14 protein-coding genes and 4 pseudogenes are annotated in these 15,742 nt (G+C 59.5%); 6 read left to right on the forward strand and 12 right to left on the reverse strand.

Annotation, left to right across the window (positions count from 1 at the left end):
* Nucleotides 1–88: 88 nt before the first annotated feature.
* A complete protein-coding gene (locus B0G77_RS32670; RefSeq protein WP_042316051.1) occupies nt 89–607 on the forward strand; it encodes a helix-turn-helix domain-containing protein in 519 nt (172 codons plus the stop codon).
* 83 nt (nt 608–690) lie between these two features.
* Here B0G77_RS32670 and B0G77_RS32675 read toward each other — a convergent pair whose 3' ends face one another.
* Nucleotides 691–1,587 (reverse strand): LysR family transcriptional regulator, encoded by an 897-nt coding sequence (locus B0G77_RS32675; RefSeq protein WP_243751309.1) that lies wholly within the window; start codon nt 1,585–1,587, stop codon nt 691–693.
* A 4-nt stretch (nt 1,588–1,591) separates the two neighbouring features.
* On the opposite strand from B0G77_RS32675, the gene B0G77_RS32680 reads away from it, so the two are divergent.
* The gene (locus tag B0G77_RS32680; RefSeq protein WP_243751310.1) at nt 1,592–2,344 is read left to right on the forward strand and encodes a DUF1993 domain-containing protein; all 753 of its coding nucleotides are present in this window, start codon (nt 1,592–1,594) and stop codon (nt 2,342–2,344) included.
* A 669-nt stretch (nt 2,345–3,013) separates the two neighbouring features.
* On the opposite strand, the gene B0G77_RS44795 is transcribed toward B0G77_RS32680, so the two are convergent.
* On the reverse strand, nt 3,014–3,577 hold the full coding sequence (locus B0G77_RS44795) for a site-specific integrase (protein WP_243751311.1): 564 nt from the start codon (nt 3,575–3,577) through the stop codon (nt 3,014–3,016).
* 331 nt (nt 3,578–3,908) lie between these two features.
* Here B0G77_RS44795 and B0G77_RS32690 point away from each other — a divergent pair, with 331 nt between their 5' ends.
* Nucleotides 3,909–4,931, forward strand: a complete 1,023-nt coding sequence (locus B0G77_RS32690; protein ID WP_133664922.1) for an IS30 family transposase — start codon at nt 3,909–3,911, stop codon at nt 4,929–4,931.
* Here B0G77_RS32690 and B0G77_RS32695 read toward each other — a convergent pair.
* The 9 genes and pseudogenes from B0G77_RS32695 to B0G77_RS32735 form a co-directional block, all read right to left on the reverse strand.
* A complete protein-coding gene (locus tag B0G77_RS32695; RefSeq protein WP_133665984.1) occupies nt 4,928–5,113 on the reverse strand; it encodes a hypothetical protein in 186 nt (61 codons plus the stop codon). The two genes, B0G77_RS32690 and B0G77_RS32695, sit on opposite strands and share 4 nt — an antisense overlap.
* Before the next feature lie 174 nt (nt 5,114–5,287).
* Nucleotides 5,288–5,866 (reverse strand): DUF1643 domain-containing protein, encoded by a 579-nt coding sequence (locus B0G77_RS32700; protein WP_133665985.1) that lies wholly within the window; start codon nt 5,864–5,866, stop codon nt 5,288–5,290.
* Nucleotides 5,867–6,069: 203 nt separating this feature from the next.
* Complete coding sequence (locus tag B0G77_RS32705; RefSeq protein WP_133665986.1) at nt 6,070–6,501, reverse strand: antirestriction protein; 432 nt, start codon at nt 6,499–6,501, stop codon at nt 6,070–6,072.
* A 116-nt stretch (nt 6,502–6,617) separates the two neighbouring features.
* The gene (locus B0G77_RS32710) at nt 6,618–7,058 is read right to left on the reverse strand and encodes a DUF6573 family protein (protein WP_133665987.1); all 441 of its coding nucleotides are present in this window, start codon (nt 7,056–7,058) and stop codon (nt 6,618–6,620) included.
* A gap of 280 nt (nt 7,059–7,338) precedes the next feature.
* Nucleotides 7,339–8,139, reverse strand: a complete 801-nt coding sequence (istB, locus tag B0G77_RS32715) for an IS21-like element helper ATPase IstB (protein ID WP_133665988.1) — start codon at nt 8,137–8,139, stop codon at nt 7,339–7,341.
* A pseudogene (gene istA / locus B0G77_RS32720) lies at nt 8,132–9,280 on the reverse strand (IS21 family transposase); the annotation flags it as partial. The pseudogene istA and the gene istB, both read right to left, overlap by 8 nt.
* 94 nt (nt 9,281–9,374) lie before the next feature.
* Entirely contained in the window at nt 9,375–10,376 is a 1,002-nt protein-coding gene (locus B0G77_RS32725; RefSeq protein ID WP_133665989.1) for a tyrosine-type recombinase/integrase, read from the reverse strand.
* Complete coding sequence (locus tag B0G77_RS32730; protein WP_133665990.1) at nt 10,373–11,731, reverse strand: tyrosine-type recombinase/integrase; 1,359 nt, start codon at nt 11,729–11,731, stop codon at nt 10,373–10,375. The genes B0G77_RS32725 and B0G77_RS32730 overlap by 4 nt, the downstream gene beginning before the upstream one ends.
* Complete coding sequence (locus B0G77_RS32735; protein WP_166656319.1) at nt 11,728–12,978, reverse strand: site-specific integrase; 1,251 nt, start codon at nt 12,976–12,978, stop codon at nt 11,728–11,730. Before B0G77_RS32735 ends, B0G77_RS32730 begins: the two co-directional genes overlap by 4 nt.
* 131 nt (nt 12,979–13,109) lie before the next feature.
* Between B0G77_RS32735 and B0G77_RS32740 the strand changes: the two are divergent.
* Nucleotides 13,110–13,277 (forward strand): annotated as a pseudogene (locus B0G77_RS32740) (IS21 family transposase); the annotation flags it as partial.
* Here the strand turns inward: B0G77_RS32740 and B0G77_RS32745 are convergent.
* Nucleotides 13,268–13,483, reverse strand: a pseudogene (locus tag B0G77_RS32745) (IS21 family transposase); the annotation flags it as partial. The pseudogenes B0G77_RS32740 and B0G77_RS32745 overlap by 10 nt on opposite strands.
* 87 nt (nt 13,484–13,570) lie before the next feature.
* Here B0G77_RS32745 and B0G77_RS32750 point away from each other — a divergent pair.
* Both B0G77_RS32750 and B0G77_RS32755 read left to right on the forward strand, forming a co-directional pair.
* Nucleotides 13,571–14,080, forward strand: a complete 510-nt coding sequence (locus B0G77_RS32750; protein ID WP_208116530.1) for a 2OG-Fe(II) oxygenase — start codon at nt 13,571–13,573, stop codon at nt 14,078–14,080.
* A 696-nt stretch (nt 14,081–14,776) separates the two neighbouring features.
* Nucleotides 14,777–14,989: pseudogene (locus B0G77_RS32755) on the forward strand (slipin family protein); the annotation flags it as partial.
* Between the last annotated feature and the right edge of the window lie 753 nt (nt 14,990–15,742).

Raw genomic sequence — 15,742 nt, forward strand, 5'->3', positions numbered from 1 at the left:
GCGTCACACTACTGGCCGAAACCGGGAAGCTGTTCCCCGCAATCTGGTTAAGTTGCGTGACGAAACCTGGGCTACGATACGTTCCATCATGTATAGAAAACGCTTCGATGGAATGGACTGTTCGATCGCTCGCGCCCTCGATGAGGTGGGCGAGTGGTGGACGCTACTGATCGTTCGCGAGTGCACGCAAGGCAGCAGGCGCTTCGACGAATTTCAGAGCGGGCTCGGCATCGCCCGCAATGTCCTCACTGCACGGCTGGAACGTTTGATCGAGCTGGACATACTCGAACGCTTCCCGATCGCAGAACGCGCAAATACGTTCGGTTACAGGTTGACCTCGAAGGGGGCGGACTTATACCCGGTGCTGGTCGCGCTGATGCAATGGGGCGACAAGTGGCTAAGGCCCAATGGCAAGCCGCCGATCGCATTGGTGGAGCATGCGAGTGGGAATCCCGTAGAAGTCGTAGAGGTTCGCGCAACGAACGGGCAAGCGCTGACGTATCGGGACGTTCGATTTGCTGCCGGTCCGGGTGCGACGAAGGCGACGCGGGATGTCATCGAGAACCGGAATGATCGGGTACTCGGTGACCAGAGCGAGGAGTCATGAGCTTTGAAGGCTGCCGGCCTTAACGGGGCAGCCGAGGGCACGCGGTCGGGGCGTGACAGTGTGCGGAGGGAAGCGAAACAGCGCTAGTGCCGCTTCTGCTTGCCGAATCTGGACAGCGATTGCCTGAGTTTGGGCGCCGCAAAGTCGATGAAATGCCGCAGTTTGATGGCCATGAGATTTCTGGACACATGAACCAGATGGACGGGCACGGGCTCGATCTCAAACTGTGGCAGGAGGATCTCGAGCTGCCCGTTCCGGATCGCTTCGTCGGCATCGTGCTCGAATACGTAGGTGATGCCTGCGTTGTCCACGGCGGCGCTGACTGCAGCGTCGGGTGACGTGACCTCGAGCCGGGGTTTCACGCCGAGCACATAGGTTTTATTCGTCGTGGGAAGGCGGAAGCGCCACGGCGACAGATACGGGCTATTGAAGACGACGCACGAATATTTCACGAGATCGTCGGGTTCGCGCGGCGGCGCATGGTTGGCAAGGAAGGCCGGACTCGCGCAGACGATCGGCCGCAATGAACCGATGCGCGTGGCGATCATGCTGCTGTCCGCGAGTTCTCCGATCCGCAACGCGAGATCGGCGTGCGAATCGATGAGGTCAAGATTTCGATCGGAGAGAAGGAGCCGAACGGTGATGTCCGGATACTGCGCGAGGAACTGATTGATGACGGGCAAGATATGCAGGCGACCGAGCTGCACGGGCGCAGTGACGACCAGCTCTCCTTTTGCTGTCGCGAACTCGCCCGTGGCTTCGCGCTCCTGTTCGCGAACGAGATCGAGGATGCGTCGAGCCGCCGCGACGTATGACATGCCCGCGTCGGTCAATGTCAGTTTTCGCGTGGTTCGTATCAGCAACCGGGTTCCAAGCAACTCCTCGAGGTCGGCTACTTTGCGAGTGAGCGTGCTGACAGGTATTTTCAGTTCGCGCGCTGCCGCCGACAGGCTTCCTCTGTCCACAGCGGTCAGCAACATTTCCATGGCTTCTAGTCGGTCCAACGCGTTCGCTCACGTGGGAATAGGTCGCAGTATTGTAGGGGAAGTTGCCACCCAAAAGCTGGAACGTCAGGTGCCTGCGGATCGTGCGCAGTGCGGTCTGGTGGAATCGAAACGTGCGGTCTCGTTGGGCAATCTGCTGGAAAGCGAGATGAAAGTTTTTCCGGCCTACGCCTTCGCGGTGTCGTGTCAGAGCGTTACTTCAAGAAAACACATGTCCCTGGAGAGTCCGATGTATGCACAGGCTATCGCGCAATGCGTGCAAGCAGTAAAAACAATGGAGACGTATCTCGACAAGGCGGAGCGCTTCGCGAATGCGAAGAAGTTCGATGTTGCCGTTCTGTTATCGACTCGCCTCGCTCCCGACATGGGCGGGTTGCTCTATCAGATACAAAGCGCGTGCGACTATTTAAAGGGTGGCGCGGCCTTTCTTTCAGGGCAGCAGCCACCGCGACATGAAGACAATGAGCAAACGCTTGACGAAGCGCGTGCGCGCATCCGCAAGACGATTGATTTCGCCGAAGGCGTGGCGGTAGACCAGTACGCTGACGCAGCCAATCAGATCGTAAAAGTATCCTGGGTGCCAGGTAAGCTAACTGGCGAAAACTATCTGCTGCAGATTGTGATTCCGAATGTCTACTTCCATGTCGCCATGGCTTACGCAATTTTGCGCACGAATGGCGTCGACGTCGGGAAGCTGGACTTCATTGGTTCGGTCAATGCCTTCGATGCCTGATTGGCAGGCAGCCCAAGTCGTTGCTGAAATGCGAATCGAGGAATGCAGACGCTTTCCTCGAAAACGATCTGTTGACGAGTCAGTACGATGAGCGACCGCCTCGCGATCGAAAGCAGCCATTGACTTGCAGAAGACGACTGTCGGCTCAGGGTCGACTCCGGCCCTAGGCCTCGCCTGGAAGCACGGTCATCGCCGGGCACGGGACACGATGGGTCGCGAACCGCCTACAAGGATTCCTGATCCGCTGTGGTGGTCTAATCCCCCGGGCCCATCAGGCCTGGTTTGGGTTTTCATGTAGTGAATACAGAATTATGACAACGCGGCGGTTTGCGGAGCAGGATTTCGGGCAATCATCCTGTAATAGCCTCATTTGGGAAGCGGACTTTTCGTATCGCATTGTGATCGACGATCCGCTCCGCAATTTTCTCGCGGAGACTGATATAAAAGGCCTTTTTCACGTCAAATCCGCCACAATTGCGGAGCGGAAAATCGCCTAACATCATGATTTAAAGGGATTTGCGAAAGGACTCATAATCCGCCTCCGAAAGGACATCGTGGGTTCGACTCCCACCCGGCCCACCAAGCCTGACAAGGGTTTCAGCGAATTGTCCACACCAGCGTCAAGTCAAAGGTGTGGACTTTTCTGCCCGAAACCGGATTTCAGGCCACCTATTTCTTCTGCCCAATCTTCCCGACAGCGTGTGCCAACCGCGCGGTGACAAGGTGCGAATAGCGCTTCGTCGACGCGACTGACTTGTGCCCCAGCACACCTCCAACGGTGAACAGATCGATGCCCGCGTTAATCATCTCCGACGCTGCCGCGTGTCTCAGGTCGTGGAATTTCGTGTCCAGGTGACCAGCTGATTCTCTTGCCTTGATCCATTCGGTCTCGAACTGTTTCAACGTGATCGTGAAGCGTATCCGACGCGCGAGCACGGCGGTTCTGGGGTGCACCGGGACCACGCGCGGTCGTCCGTTTTTGGTATCGTCCAGTGAGTACCCCTGCTGCGTCAGCTTTGCGCGAAGGATTTCACCGCGGCGCATTCCCGAGTAAAACGCGATCCTGATGGCTGCCCGCACCTGACGGTTCTTGCACGCTCGCGCGATCTCTAGCATCTCTTTGCGCTGCGGGTAGTGATGTCGCTCATTTTTGACCGCGGGAATGAGCAACTGGGCCGTCTGATCCAGGTCGATCCGACCGACCTTGTGTGCGTACTTGATGGCGGCCCGCAAATAGGCCAGAACATTCCTGATTGTTCCGTCTGACAGTTGTGGCTTGGGGTGGCCTTCGTGGTCACGCGCAGCTCGCAGGTATCCGACGAACTGTTTCGACCACGCGTGCAGGTCCGTGGCATCCTGGTCGGCGAATTCCGGTGCCCACTTTTCAAGGATCTGTATTCTTTTTCGGGCATCCTACCAATACCCACTCCTGTCGGCAACGTGCGCACGCACGCAATCGCCGATAGTCACAACGGGTTTGATTACGCCACTCGCGATTGCGTAGAGGTCATGCTCGGCGGCCTCAAATCTGAAGTGCAACACCTGTTTCGTATAAGGTGTTGCGATGCACGAAAGAACTCAGTATCAACAACTTCAGCCTGAAGAGCGCTTGACCATTGCAAGTCTGCATTTGCAGGGTTCGAGTATCCGGGCCATGGCCCGGATACTCGGGCGCTCGCCAGCCACCGTTAGCCGTGAACTGGCGCGAAACAGCTTGCCTGCTGGCTACGCGTCCGTGTCGGCCGAAGCGCTCAGTGCCGCACGCCGCAGCGCGGGTCGCGGCCCCACAAAGCTTTGCCTGCAAAGCGTCTGCTGGCGCATCGTTCTCACCCTGCTCGAGTGGAAATGGTCACCCCAGCAGATATCGGGCACACTGAAGCGCATGTATCCGACCGACCCGACCCAGCAGGTTTCGCACGAAACCATCTACACGGCCATCTATGCCCAGCCGCGCGGCGAACTGCGCCGTCAGCTCATTGCCTGCCTGCGCCATGGCCACAGCACGCGTATGCCGCGTACACGGGGCACAGACCGGCGTGGACAGATTCCCGACATGGTCAGCATTCATGTGCGGCCGCCCGAAATCGAAGACCGGTTGATGCCTGGACACTGGGAAGGCGACTTCATCAAGGGTGCCGGCAACCAGTCTTCAGTAGGCGTTCTGGTCGAAAGGACCAGCCGCCTGGTGCTGCTCGCAAAGATGGAAGACGCCACCGCCGCTTCAGCACTGGCGGCCTTCTCCGCCAAACTCAATTCGATTGCCGAGCCATTACGGCAGAGCTTCACCTACGACCAGGGCAAAGAAATGTCGCGGCATAAAGAACTCACCGCCGCGACCGGCGTGAAGGTGTACTTCTGCGACCCGCACAGTCCATGGCAACGCGGCACTTGTGAAAACACCAACGGCCTGCTGCGCCAGTATCTGCCCAAAGGCACAGACCTTTCGGTCTACAGTCAGGACGAACTCGACGCCATTGCAGACAGTCTGAACAGCCGGCCTCGCGCGACTCACGCCTTCCATTCGCCATTCGAGGTCTTCGCCGCGACCCTTGCTTCAGCAAGTCAACCTCAAGGCTCTAAACATTAAACCCGCTGTTGCGCTTCACTCTTGAAACCGCCCTCCCATTTCCGCGCTAGTTCGTCCGCTTCCCGGGCAGAAATTCCCGCAGGGAAAAGCTTGGTTTTTCGAATGCGGTGATTGTCGATGACGCGCTCGAACGACCAACGGTAGCGCTTGCGGCCGGCCTTGATAACGGTGTCGACTGGCATGATGCAAGAAACCTGTAGAGCGAATCGAGTTCGTAGACGTGCGTTTTGTGGCCGAGTTTGTAGCGCTTGATGATCTCGCCGGCGCGGTCAATGCGGCTGATTGCGTATCGCGGCACACCCAGGATCTCGGCGGCTTCCTTTGCGCTCACGCGCTTTCCTCCTCCAATGTTCATCTCACACCTCGCGCGTCGCGCGCGATTTCAGATAATCCTTGCCCAGCTTTGGTCGTGCGACGCACTCAAGCGGCACTGGCTGCGTAGCAGCCGCGATGTACAGCGGATGTTTCGGATTGCCGTCAAGGTTAAGGCCGAGGTGAAAGAGCTTCCCGGACATACTGGTGATGCGAAGAAGGTGCAAGACGCCGGCCGCACGCCTCGCGGCAGCCTCGTGCAAGCCCCACGCGCAGATGACCATCGAAGCGCTGTCGATTGCCTCCAGGATTGCACCGTTCGCCCGGTTACGTGGTCCGAGCGGGTCTGGATGCAACAGTAGTTCGTCGGGGTTGGTGGCACGAAGTGGGTACAGGTTGGCGACTTCGAGCCGGCCAAAGTTGTTCGCGACTGCGCGGGCGAAGCACCGTGTGATCGTCGGGTCATCGACGAGGTGGTCTGCTGTCGACGGATTCAGCATGAGGAACGCGAGCGTAGGACGTGACGTGTCCCATGCGCGCCAGAGCCGGTACCGGTTCGCGCCGCAGTCGCTCAGATGCATGCCGCGTTCGCAGGCCGGGTCGGTTTCGATCAGGCGTTTCATCGCTCCACCTCCTTTTCCCGTCGGTCAACGTAATGCTCTACTCGTCCGTCTCCAGATCCCTGTCAGACGCCCTTTGTCACGCCTGCCGGGCCTGGTTCAGGCACGCCACATCTTTCATGCGCCGCGCTGTGTGTGCGGAAAGGCGCCCCTACAGGGGCGCGCTTCGTCAAAAGAACTGATGACGGTAACGACTGCACGGCGGCTCAGTCGATGGCGGCGAAAATCGATGTCGCTTCCACGTGTTGTGAGGCAAAGTCGCGCAGCTGGTAGAAGAGCTCACCGAAGTGCGCGTCTCGGGTTTGCCAGGCAAGGGCATTGAAGGCCGTCAGGCAGGCGACGATGCCGGCGGCGTCGCACGACATCTCACCATCGAAGCCATTGCCGTCGCACTGGATGCGCAATGGCTCATCGAGGCGAGGGGCCATGTAGAAGCCTCCGTTGGACAGTTCGAAGAAGTCCCAGAAGCCGCCTGAATAGCCATGACAGACGGATTGCAGCGACTGGTAGACCATTGCCTCACCCGTCATCAACTGCTGCCCGAAATAGCGTGGCAGCGTGTTTATACGCTTTGATTCAGGGACGCACACGGCCTTGACGATGCCGTTCGAGGTCTGGACTTCAGAGTCAGGTTGCATGATGTTCTCCAGCAAGAAATTCGCGGAGCATGCCCCTGGCGGGGAAGCGTCCCCGCGACGGGTAAATAAGGCAAGCGATAAGGCAAGCGGTCTGACCGCTTACGAGGCAGATGTGGCTAGTCCTGGTCGGGCAGCAGGATCGTTGCGACCGGACGGTCAGTGGTTCCCGCATCGATGACCAGTTTCAGATGAACCTCGGAGGCCGGTGCTGCACTTCCATCGTCAGGATCGAGGCGCGCACTGAAAAAGACCGCCTTGTCTTCGTGTCGATGCATGACTTCGGCGGCTGCAGCCCACAGGATCGACCACAGACGCGTGGCCGCAACACAGGATGAACATGGGCAGTGAATGGCATCGTGAGCGACGTCGGCAAGACCGGCGAGGCACAGGTGCAACGCCTCTTTCGACATCGCGACAGGCGCCCTGAAACCGGCCTCGCAGGCGATGCGCGACAGGTCCACCAGACGGCCGTCACGCAGACGTTGTTCGCGGGACGCCGGGCGAAGCGCCGATGACGGCGCAGCTGAAGCAGGGACATCGTAGTAGTAGACAGACATGACATGCTCCTTGAACGGGTGAAGGGGCATGTGCTCCCCGGGGGGGATGCAATGCCCCTGGGGGTGAAAGATCGGGATGAGTGTCCGCGCCGAATGAATTTTGAGCCACCGCGCCGACCGAGCTTTGAGCCGGGGTGGAGACCGGTCCGAAGCAGGACCGGTTGTGGATAAGTGTATGGGTTTGCGGAGTGCTTGTCCTCCTTCGTGTGAGGATGTATTGCGCAGTGGAAGCTGCGAAGGGCGTAGCCCGTAGCGGCTTCCACTGCGCGGCAAGCGACGATCAGGCTGATTCGTTCGCGCTCGCACCGTCGGCTCTGCGCACCGCTTCACGCGAGCGGATACGCTTCTTTGCACTGGCGCTGCTATGGCGGAAACGGTAGCTTTCGTTGCCGGTTTCCACGATGTGGCAGTGATGCGTCAGCCGGTCCAGCAATGCCGTGGTCATCTTCGCGTCGCCGAACACACTGGACCATTCGGCGAAGTGCAGATTCGTTGTGACCGCAACGCTTGTATGCTCGTACAGGCGACTCAGCAGGTGGAATAGCAACGCCCCGCCGGCCTGGCTGAAGGGCAGATATCCGAGTTCGTCCAGAATGACCAGGTCGAGGCGCAGCAGGCTCGCCGCGATCCTCCCGGCGCGTCCCTGCGCCTTCTCCTGCTCCAGTGCGTTGGCCAGATCCACGGTCGAGTAGAAGCGCACCCGCTTGCCGTGGTGCATGATGCCGGACACGCCGATGGCGGTCGCCAGATGCGTTTTGCCCGAGCCCGGTCCCCCGACCAGAACCAGGTTGTGCGCGCCCTCGGTGAACGTCATGCTGGCCAGTTGCGTGACGAGCTGCCGATCGACCGGCGAGCCATCGAAGTCAAAGCCGGCGATGTCGCGATGCACCGGGAACTTCGCCGCGTTCATCTGGTGGCTGACCGAACGCACGGCCCGATCCGCGACCTCGGCCTGCAACAGCCGTTCGAGCAGCCATTGCGAAGACGCCGCGTCGACATTCACCTGCTCGAGCAGTTCGGCCCAGCCGGCAGCCATGCCGTGCAGCCGCAAGTGTTTGAGTTCGACGATCAGATCACGCATGACCGGCCTCCGGCTGTTGCAGCGCCGGGCGCAGCCCGTCGTAGCGCGATGTGTCAGCCAGCGGCGGTGTCGTCAGTTGTAGCGCAGTTTCGATCTTCGGCGGCATCTGCACGCTGCGCATGCGCGACAGCACGTTCACCACATGCTCGACGCTCACGCGCCCGGAGGGCGGCGCCTGCTCCAATGCAAGCTCGACTGCAACCACTATGGCATCCAGACCGCGTTCGGGGACCAGCGCCAGAACCTTCGCCATTACCCGGTCACCACCTGGCTCGCGTAGTAACGCCCGACGCAGGCGTTGCAGCGGCTCGGGCATGTCCTGGAACGGCGCACCGTTACGCAGCGCCCCGGGCTTGCGCTGGATTAGCGGGATATAGTGCTGCCAGTCGTATCGCACCAATCCTTCGTCGGCCAGTCGCTCATGGGCGGCCACCACGGCATCATCGCCCACCACCACAACACGGCCCGGATAGAGCCGCGTGCTGAGCATCTGGCCTGCAAATTCGCATGGCACCGAGTAGCGATTGCGGCCAATCACCACCAGGCAGGTCGACGACACCCGTGCTGCGCGCTCAACATAACCGTCAAACGGTGTCGGCATCGGCATCAGATGGGCGCGCTCCTGCTCGAACACGTCGGCGACGCTCAGGTCACGATAGTCCGGGTGCTTCACCTGATCCCACAACGACCGGCACCGGGTCGCCAGCCATGCATTCAGTTCGGCGAAACTGCCGAAGCGTTGCGCACGCGCCTCAATCCAGATGCGCAGACGGCTGTCCTGCACGTTCTTCTCGACGACGCCTTTCTCCCAGCCACTGGCGACGTTGCAGAAGTCCGGATCGAACAGGTAGTGCGAGCACATCACTGCGAAACGCGGATTGACCGTGCGGCCCTTGCCTTTGTGAACCTTGTCTACGGCTGTTTTCATATTGTCGTAGATGCCCCGGCGGGCCACCCCGCCGAAGGCCGCGAACGAGCGCGTATGGGCATCGAACAGCATCTCGTGCCCCTGGCTCGGATAGGCAACCAGCCAGAACGCCCGCGACGCACATAGCTTCATGTGCGACACCTGCAGCTTGCGGTAAATGCCGCCGACAACCAGTCCTTCCTCGGACCAGTCAAACTGGAATGCCTCGCCTAATGGGAAGCGCCTCGTAATAAGAAGGAAATGGCCGGCGTCCCGGAATTTTCTGGTTGATAGGACGCACGACCTTCTCATTATGGGCGCATGCTTTTCACAGCGATTCGAGCCAGGTCAGCAGCTCCGGATTCCGCTTCCATCGCGGCGGTCGACCGGGCTTCGTTGATGGATCGACCTGCTCGAGCGCTTTTCGCTTGGTATCCAAATTAGCGCGAGCATAGTGATTGGTCGTATCCAGTCGCGCGTGCCCGAGGTAGCTACGGATCACCGTCACGTCGACACCGGCAGCGACGAGCTGAACTCCGACACTGTGACGCCACGTGTGCGGCGTGATTCGCTTTGTCGCGAGCGATGGCACGTGCCGCGAAGCTGACTGAACGTACTGCCTGAGCTTGAAGCGAACCCCGGCTGCACTGAGCGGCTGGCCATATCGGTTGACGAAGATAGGCTCGTCATCCGTACGCGGTTGTCGCCTCAGCAACGCCTTGATTACGGCAACCGTTTCCGGCCACAAGGGGCAGACACGACTCCTGCGTCCCTTGCCGAGCAGCTCTACTTGCGCGGGAGATTCAAAACGGATGGCTCGTGGGCATACATCCAGCGCCTCCTGGATTCGTGCTCCCGTGTTGTACAGGAATGCGAGCAACGCGTGATCCCTCTGTCCTTCCGGGCTCGATCGGTCGGGTTCTCGAAGGACCGCCGCGATTTCGTCGGCATCCATGTAGCACATGGCAGGCCGCGATCTCTTCTTGACCGGGATATATGCGATCTCTGCGCATTGCGCGATCGCCAGCGGCTCGCGATGGGCGACGAAGGTAAAGAAGCTATGGATGGCGGCAAGTCGACAGTTGCGCGTGCCGATGGACACCTTCCTGTCCTTCTCCAGATAGTCGAGGAACTCGATCACGTCGCTGGCCTGCAGGTCCGCGAGCGACAGTTGCGCGATCTCCCGTCGCCTCCGGCTGGCTGCAAATTGGAGGAACATCTTCCACGTGTCGCGATATGACCATACCGTATGATGGGAGAGATTCCTCTGCTTGCCCATCCATTCATGAAAGAATGCGTGCAACAAACAGGCGAGTGAATTCGGTTTCATACCACACCATCCTTCGTCTGGAGAGCTGCTGCGCCATTCCTGCGGAAGCGCTCGCCGGCTTCCTGCAGCAATTCTGGTGTGATGTTCAGATAGACCAGCGTCGAGCGGATGTCTTTGTGTCCGAGGTACGTTGCGAGATAGGGAAGCCTGGATTGCGGGTCGATTCCCGACTTGTACCAGTCGCGCATCCGATGCCCTACCATCGTATGTCGCAGATCGTGAACTCGCGGCCCGACTGCTCCGTGCGCGGGTTTGATGTTCGCAAGTCGCAGGACATCCGTCAGAACAAGCCGTATGCCACCCACTGTGTAGCCGCGGTTTCGCTGTGGACTCCAGAACAGTGGGCTCTCAGGATTCGTTGGAGTACCGGCTTGCTCACGCATGTCAAGATAGTTCTGGAGCACTGTCATGACTCCAGGGGCCAGAGGCAAGCGACGTCGCTTGAAAAACTTCGTCTCACGGATCTCGAGAGTCTGCTCACGCAGATCGACATCGCCAAGCACCAGACGCGCGACCTCGCCTCCCCGAAGACCGGCGCAGTAGGCAAGCATGAGCATTGTGAAGAGGGTGACAGGACGCCACGGTGCCTTCGGCGAGGGATACAACAGCGCCGCCTGCAGAATGCGCTGTATCTCATCGTCCGTGTAGAGATAGGGGGATCGCTGCTGTTGTCGAGCCGCACGAGCTACTCCATCGCCGATGGACAGGACCGGCACCCGCGGGTCGATCCGGTGCATCGCTTTCGACACGACGCGGCCTGTTCTCCGAGCTTCGAACAAGTGGTACGGTGACGGTTCTTCCTGACTCCAATGTTCGACGAGTTCGGCCAACGTAAGCCCGGCCAGCTCAGGATGGTATTGCAGGAAGCGATCGAAGCGCAGCAGTCCCTGCTCTTCGGTGCGATAGCGATAACCGAGGACGCGCATGTGCTCATCCATCACTATTCCAAGGAAACTTCCGAAGCGAGGGAGCCGGCGCTGTTTCTGGAGTGCTGCGTCGCCATCCTCACTGACGAGGGCTCGAACGATCGGCGTGGTGCGCGGGCCGTACTGCCGATGTAATTCGGAAAATGGGTTTGACGCGATGAGTCCATGGTCGTGCAACCACTGGACATATCGCTCGATCAGGAAAGTTCGGTGATAGAGGATGTGTGCCTGCCACTTGAGACTGTGTTCCTTCAACCATTGCTGCACAATTGAGACGTCCGGTGAAGTAATCGCACCGCGGCTCGCGAGAAAGCTGTTGAAGTTGCACAGGAGGCCCGCATAGTTCTTGTGCGTGGCCGGATGACGAAATCGTTGCTCCCGCAAAAATTGCTCGACGGATGCTGCATCGATGAACGGTAAGTCAGTCATGGCAAAATTCCTCCTGGCAGATCGAGTCCGATGGTTCTCAGATCCTCGGTCGCGAGCTTCAGATACTCTGCGGTCGCCGCAGCAGACGTGTGACCCAACATGTCGCCGATGATCTTGAGCGGCACACCAGATCGGAGCAAGCTCACAGCGCGTGCGTGGCGAAACGCATGGGGGCCTTTCCTTCCTTGCGGAGTGACTCCGGCTGCTCGCAGACGAGCGCTCGTGACACAGTTGAGGATCGATCCATTCTTGAACGGGCGGTGCGGCGCCTGGATACGCAGGAACACCTCCCGATGTACGCTTGACGGGCGCGCCTTCTCCACGTATCGGAGCACGGCTTCGCCCGGGTCGCGTAGCAATGGAAGCTCGGAGGAGGTTCCGGTCTTTGAGTGGCGCACGCGAAGAACATCCCGCCTCCAGTCGAGGTCGTCCAGGCGCAAATTGACGACTTCCGCGGCCCGCAAGCCGTAGGTCGACAACAGGATCAGGATGGCGTAATCGCGCAGACCGACTGGTGAGAGATCCTTCCGAGTCACCTCGAGAACGCGCTGCACTTCTTCTGGTCGAAGGGCGGCTGGAATGTCTTCGTGCTCGTAGATGTGCGGCCCAATCACTGTGCCACTAAGATCGATGGCCGTGAGGCCTGTGCGCCACAAGTGGCGAACGAAATCACGGAGGCAGACGGTTCGATCTCCGATGGATCCGCGCCGTAGTCCGTCACAACATTGCTTCAAGTACGCGTCAAGGTCGCAAACACTCAGATCAGCAAGCCCCTGCTGGTCTGCTCTCTGCCCGAGTGAAGTTAGGAATTGCAACGCATGCTTGGTGCGCTTGGCTCGTGTCAGTGGGTGCAGACCACGCAGGTCGCGCAACCACGTGTCGTAGTCCTTGACGATATCGCGATGAAAAACTTCGAGCACGGTGCGTGGTGGGTCCGGAACCGGCCATGCTCCATGCACAAGACGAAGCATCATATTGATGGCACCGGTGTATCGATGTCGCCATTTCTGAAACGGTGGCAACCTGCTGTACCGTTTCCGCGAGAGCCGATATTGCCCGCGCAAGAACCGCGTCACGTGCCCCGAACGAACGGTTTCGATCGACAGTCCATTACGGTTGCAGTAATCCAGCAGCTGACGTACGCGAGCCGGATACCACTGCTGGACTCGTTGGGAATACCCCTCGGCCCTCAGATGAGCCAGCAGTTTCTCGATCAACATCTCATCAGTTGATAGCGGAGCGTACATGGGAACCTCCTCGGACATGACCAACCCTGAGGATGCCACGTGCCCCTAATGGAAAGCAGAATCGCGGAAGAATGCGGACTGGCCGGGAACTCGCCAGTGTCCTTCCGATTACGGCCTCCTTCAGATTAGCCGACGCTGCACAGGTCGACTTCGGCGCCGGCCCGGCGCTTGCGCACGAGTCCGGACAGGCGCTCAAGACATGGTTCTTCGTCATGACACTGTGCTGGTCGCGTCATCAGTACGTCGAGCTGGTGTTCGACCAGACGGTCGAGACGTGGCTGGCGTGCCACCGCCGCGCGTCGACATTGAGCGCCTGCACCAGCACCTCATGAAACGGCGTCAACCGGGTCGGCTGGGCGCGCCGCTGATACTTCGGCTCCTCCTGAACATCCATGTTCAGATATTTACTAATCGTGTTGCGCGACAGGCTTGTGAGACGCGCTATCTCGCGTACCGACTTGTTCTGGCGGTGGAACATCCGCCGCACCTTGCCAATCATCGTCATCGGGATCATCCCCAAACACCCTGCCAGAAAAACTAGCAGGATAGGTTGATTGCCCGGCTCAATTTTCAGTCGGCGCGATCCCTACATGTGGCTGAATTTTCGGTCGGCGTAAACACGGCCATGCACGACGCGCAGCTGCTGACACCAGCCCGTGTAGGGGCCGATCGCGCTGCCACGCTTTTGCGCGGCGATAGCACGCACTGGTTCGTACCTGAGGCGCTGAGCACGCGGCAGCAGGTGTTCGCCAATCGTATCGAAGCGCTACGGATCGCGCTCAACCGCGACCTGTTTCTCGGCCTGGTCGATAGCGAATCGCACTACGCGGTATATCGGCCAGGCGCCGGGTACGCACGCCGCCTCGACTGCCTGCGCAACAACGACAGCCGCGTGATCTCCGCCGTGTTCTACCTCACCGAAGCGTGGCAGGACGCCGAGGGCGGCGCACTGCGGCTCTACCTTGCCGATCAGTCATATCACGACGTCTTTCCGCGCGCCGGAACGCTGCTGTTGTTTCTCTCGGCACAGTTTGAACACGAGGTGCTGCCCGCCACGCGCGATCGCATGAGCATCGCATGCTGGATGAGGCAGCGGGTGTAAGCCGAAGCGCGTGCGCAGCTGTGATTAACGATCCATGATCGCGCCCTTGCGGATCAGGTTGACAATCAGTCGTCGGATTTCGTTAGTGTCCATATCGGCATGGTGCCGATGGCATACGCGCGAAGCCAACGCCGAGTCACGACATTGCACAACCGCTGATAACTACGGGGCAGGGAACCGTCTACAACGGAAACTTGCCGTGTACTGACTTGCGACGACCGATCGATCCCAAATGTCCGCTGCCGTGGACGAGGCGACGTTCGAGTGTCCGTTGAATGCATTGGACGAATGGCTGAATGTGGCCGAGGGTGTGTGAAAACTCAAAATTCTTAGGTTTTGGGGTGTCACTTTACCCCTCCCCGAGTGCCGCGAAGCCAACACGGAGCGTTCTGGTGGGTCGACTTCCACACTTGACGACGAAGGCAGACGTTTTGACACACCCTCGGCCGGGAGCCGCAGTTCCCCATGTTCGCCTGTTCGCCCAAAGCAGGCGATGGATGAACGGCGAATTCCGGCGAAGGGCTGCTTCGCGGCACCAGCGCCCACAGCAGCCGTCGGCCAGTTTCGGACGTTCGACATCGACGCCAGTAAGCGGACGGCCACCCGTGGATAAAGTTTTCCGTTGTTGATTTTCACTCAGAATTGACCCACCCGGTGGGTCAGAATTCGGTGGAAATCAACACTGAGATCGTTGCGAAGTTTGTCGAGGCGGCGCAGGTCTACGATAACCATCCGGGTACGCTTCAGTTGCGAGCAATGAACATCATCTATGAAACGACCAGGAAACGCGGGGCGACGATCCTGATTCCAAGCTCAACGGTTGACGGCTTGAATCCGCCGCTAACACCGGCGATTGCAGGGCGCGTTGTGGCAGGGGCCACGCTGACGCCCTTCAGGACCGCCGCGTAGTCTCAGTGGGCACCATGCGGGCGGGTTATCAGATCGGGGACCGCTCGCTGCCGCGAGCGTCCTGCGCAGTGCCTTTTGCCACCCTGTGCATGTTCACCGGAGCCACTCGATGCCGGTTTCCCGATTCATGAACGATGTGGGGCGAATGCATTACGCCGGCCGCGTCGCTCTAGATTGACAAGGCCACATCATTCCTTCCCCCCGCCGTTGATCCCGCCACCACTTCGCCAAACCTGCTTGCCCCGCTCGGACAGTTCGCCGCAACTATGTTCCGCGTCGGCCTCCGTCCCTTCTATCGCCATCTCGCCGCCTGCCTGTTCCTGCGCCTTTTGTTTCTGCTTGTTCCGCGCTGCCACAGCTTCATCGTGCGACCTGCCTGCGTAATTTCGCCAACTCCTTCATGAAACAGTCTTTGCAACTGGGCAGTCTGCCCAGCGCGTGTCATTTCGGGGGCTACGATCTGAATTGCTTGCGTAGCCTGTCCGGTACATGGTGTTCATCCAGCCAATGGATCTCCCGCTTCCGCAGGAGGTTGTGCCTATACGGCCGCAGCGACGCACCGAACATCAGCGCCAGCCCGATCAAAATGCCCCACATTGCGTACGTCATATCAACCTTTTCTATCTATTCCCGATTTACTCGAGGCGACAGACTACGCAGTAGAGAAATTGCACTCGCGCACCCCAGCGCTTCCGAAAATCATATGTTGTGGCAATTCAGTGCTTATGGCACATCCAGTCCCGGATTGGATGC

Source organism: Paraburkholderia sp. BL10I2N1, from assembly GCF_004361815.1.
GTDB lineage: Bacteria > Pseudomonadota > Gammaproteobacteria > Burkholderiales > Burkholderiaceae > Paraburkholderia.

What these genes read in the sequence shown, in the direction of transcription:
- B0G77_RS32670 (WP_042316051.1), top strand. Translation starts at nt 89, where the DNA reads ATGTATAGAAAACGCTTCGATGGAATGGACTGTTCGATCGCTCGCGCC.
- B0G77_RS32675 (WP_243751309.1), bottom strand. Translation starts at nt 1,587, where the DNA reads ATGTTGCTGACCGCTGTGGACAGAGGAAGCCTGTCGGCGGCAGCGCGC.
- B0G77_RS32680 (WP_243751310.1), top strand. Translation starts at nt 1,592, where the DNA reads ATGGCTTCTAGTCGGTCCAACGCGTTCGCTCACGTGGGAATAGGTCGC.
- B0G77_RS32690 (WP_133664922.1), top strand. Translation starts at nt 3,909, where the DNA reads ATGCACGAAAGAACTCAGTATCAACAACTTCAGCCTGAAGAGCGCTTG.
- B0G77_RS32695 (WP_133665984.1), bottom strand. Translation starts at nt 5,113, where the DNA reads ATGCCAGTCGACACCGTTATCAAGGCCGGCCGCAAGCGCTACCGTTGG.
- B0G77_RS32700 (WP_133665985.1), bottom strand. Translation starts at nt 5,866, where the DNA reads ATGAAACGCCTGATCGAAACCGACCCGGCCTGCGAACGCGGCATGCAT.
- B0G77_RS32705 (WP_133665986.1), bottom strand. Translation starts at nt 6,501, where the DNA reads ATGCAACCTGACTCTGAAGTCCAGACCTCGAACGGCATCGTCAAGGCC.
- B0G77_RS32710 (WP_133665987.1), bottom strand. Translation starts at nt 7,058, where the DNA reads ATGTCTGTCTACTACTACGATGTCCCTGCTTCAGCTGCGCCGTCATCG.
- istB (WP_133665988.1), bottom strand. Translation starts at nt 8,139, where the DNA reads ATGCGTGATCTGATCGTCGAACTCAAACACTTGCGGCTGCACGGCATG.
- B0G77_RS32725 (WP_133665989.1), bottom strand. Translation starts at nt 10,376, where the DNA reads ATGAAACCGAATTCACTCGCCTGTTTGTTGCACGCATTCTTTCATGAA.
- B0G77_RS32730 (WP_133665990.1), bottom strand. Translation starts at nt 11,731, where the DNA reads ATGACTGACTTACCGTTCATCGATGCAGCATCCGTCGAGCAATTTTTG.
- B0G77_RS32735 (WP_166656319.1), bottom strand. Translation starts at nt 12,978, where the DNA reads ATGTACGCTCCGCTATCAACTGATGAGATGTTGATCGAGAAACTGCTG.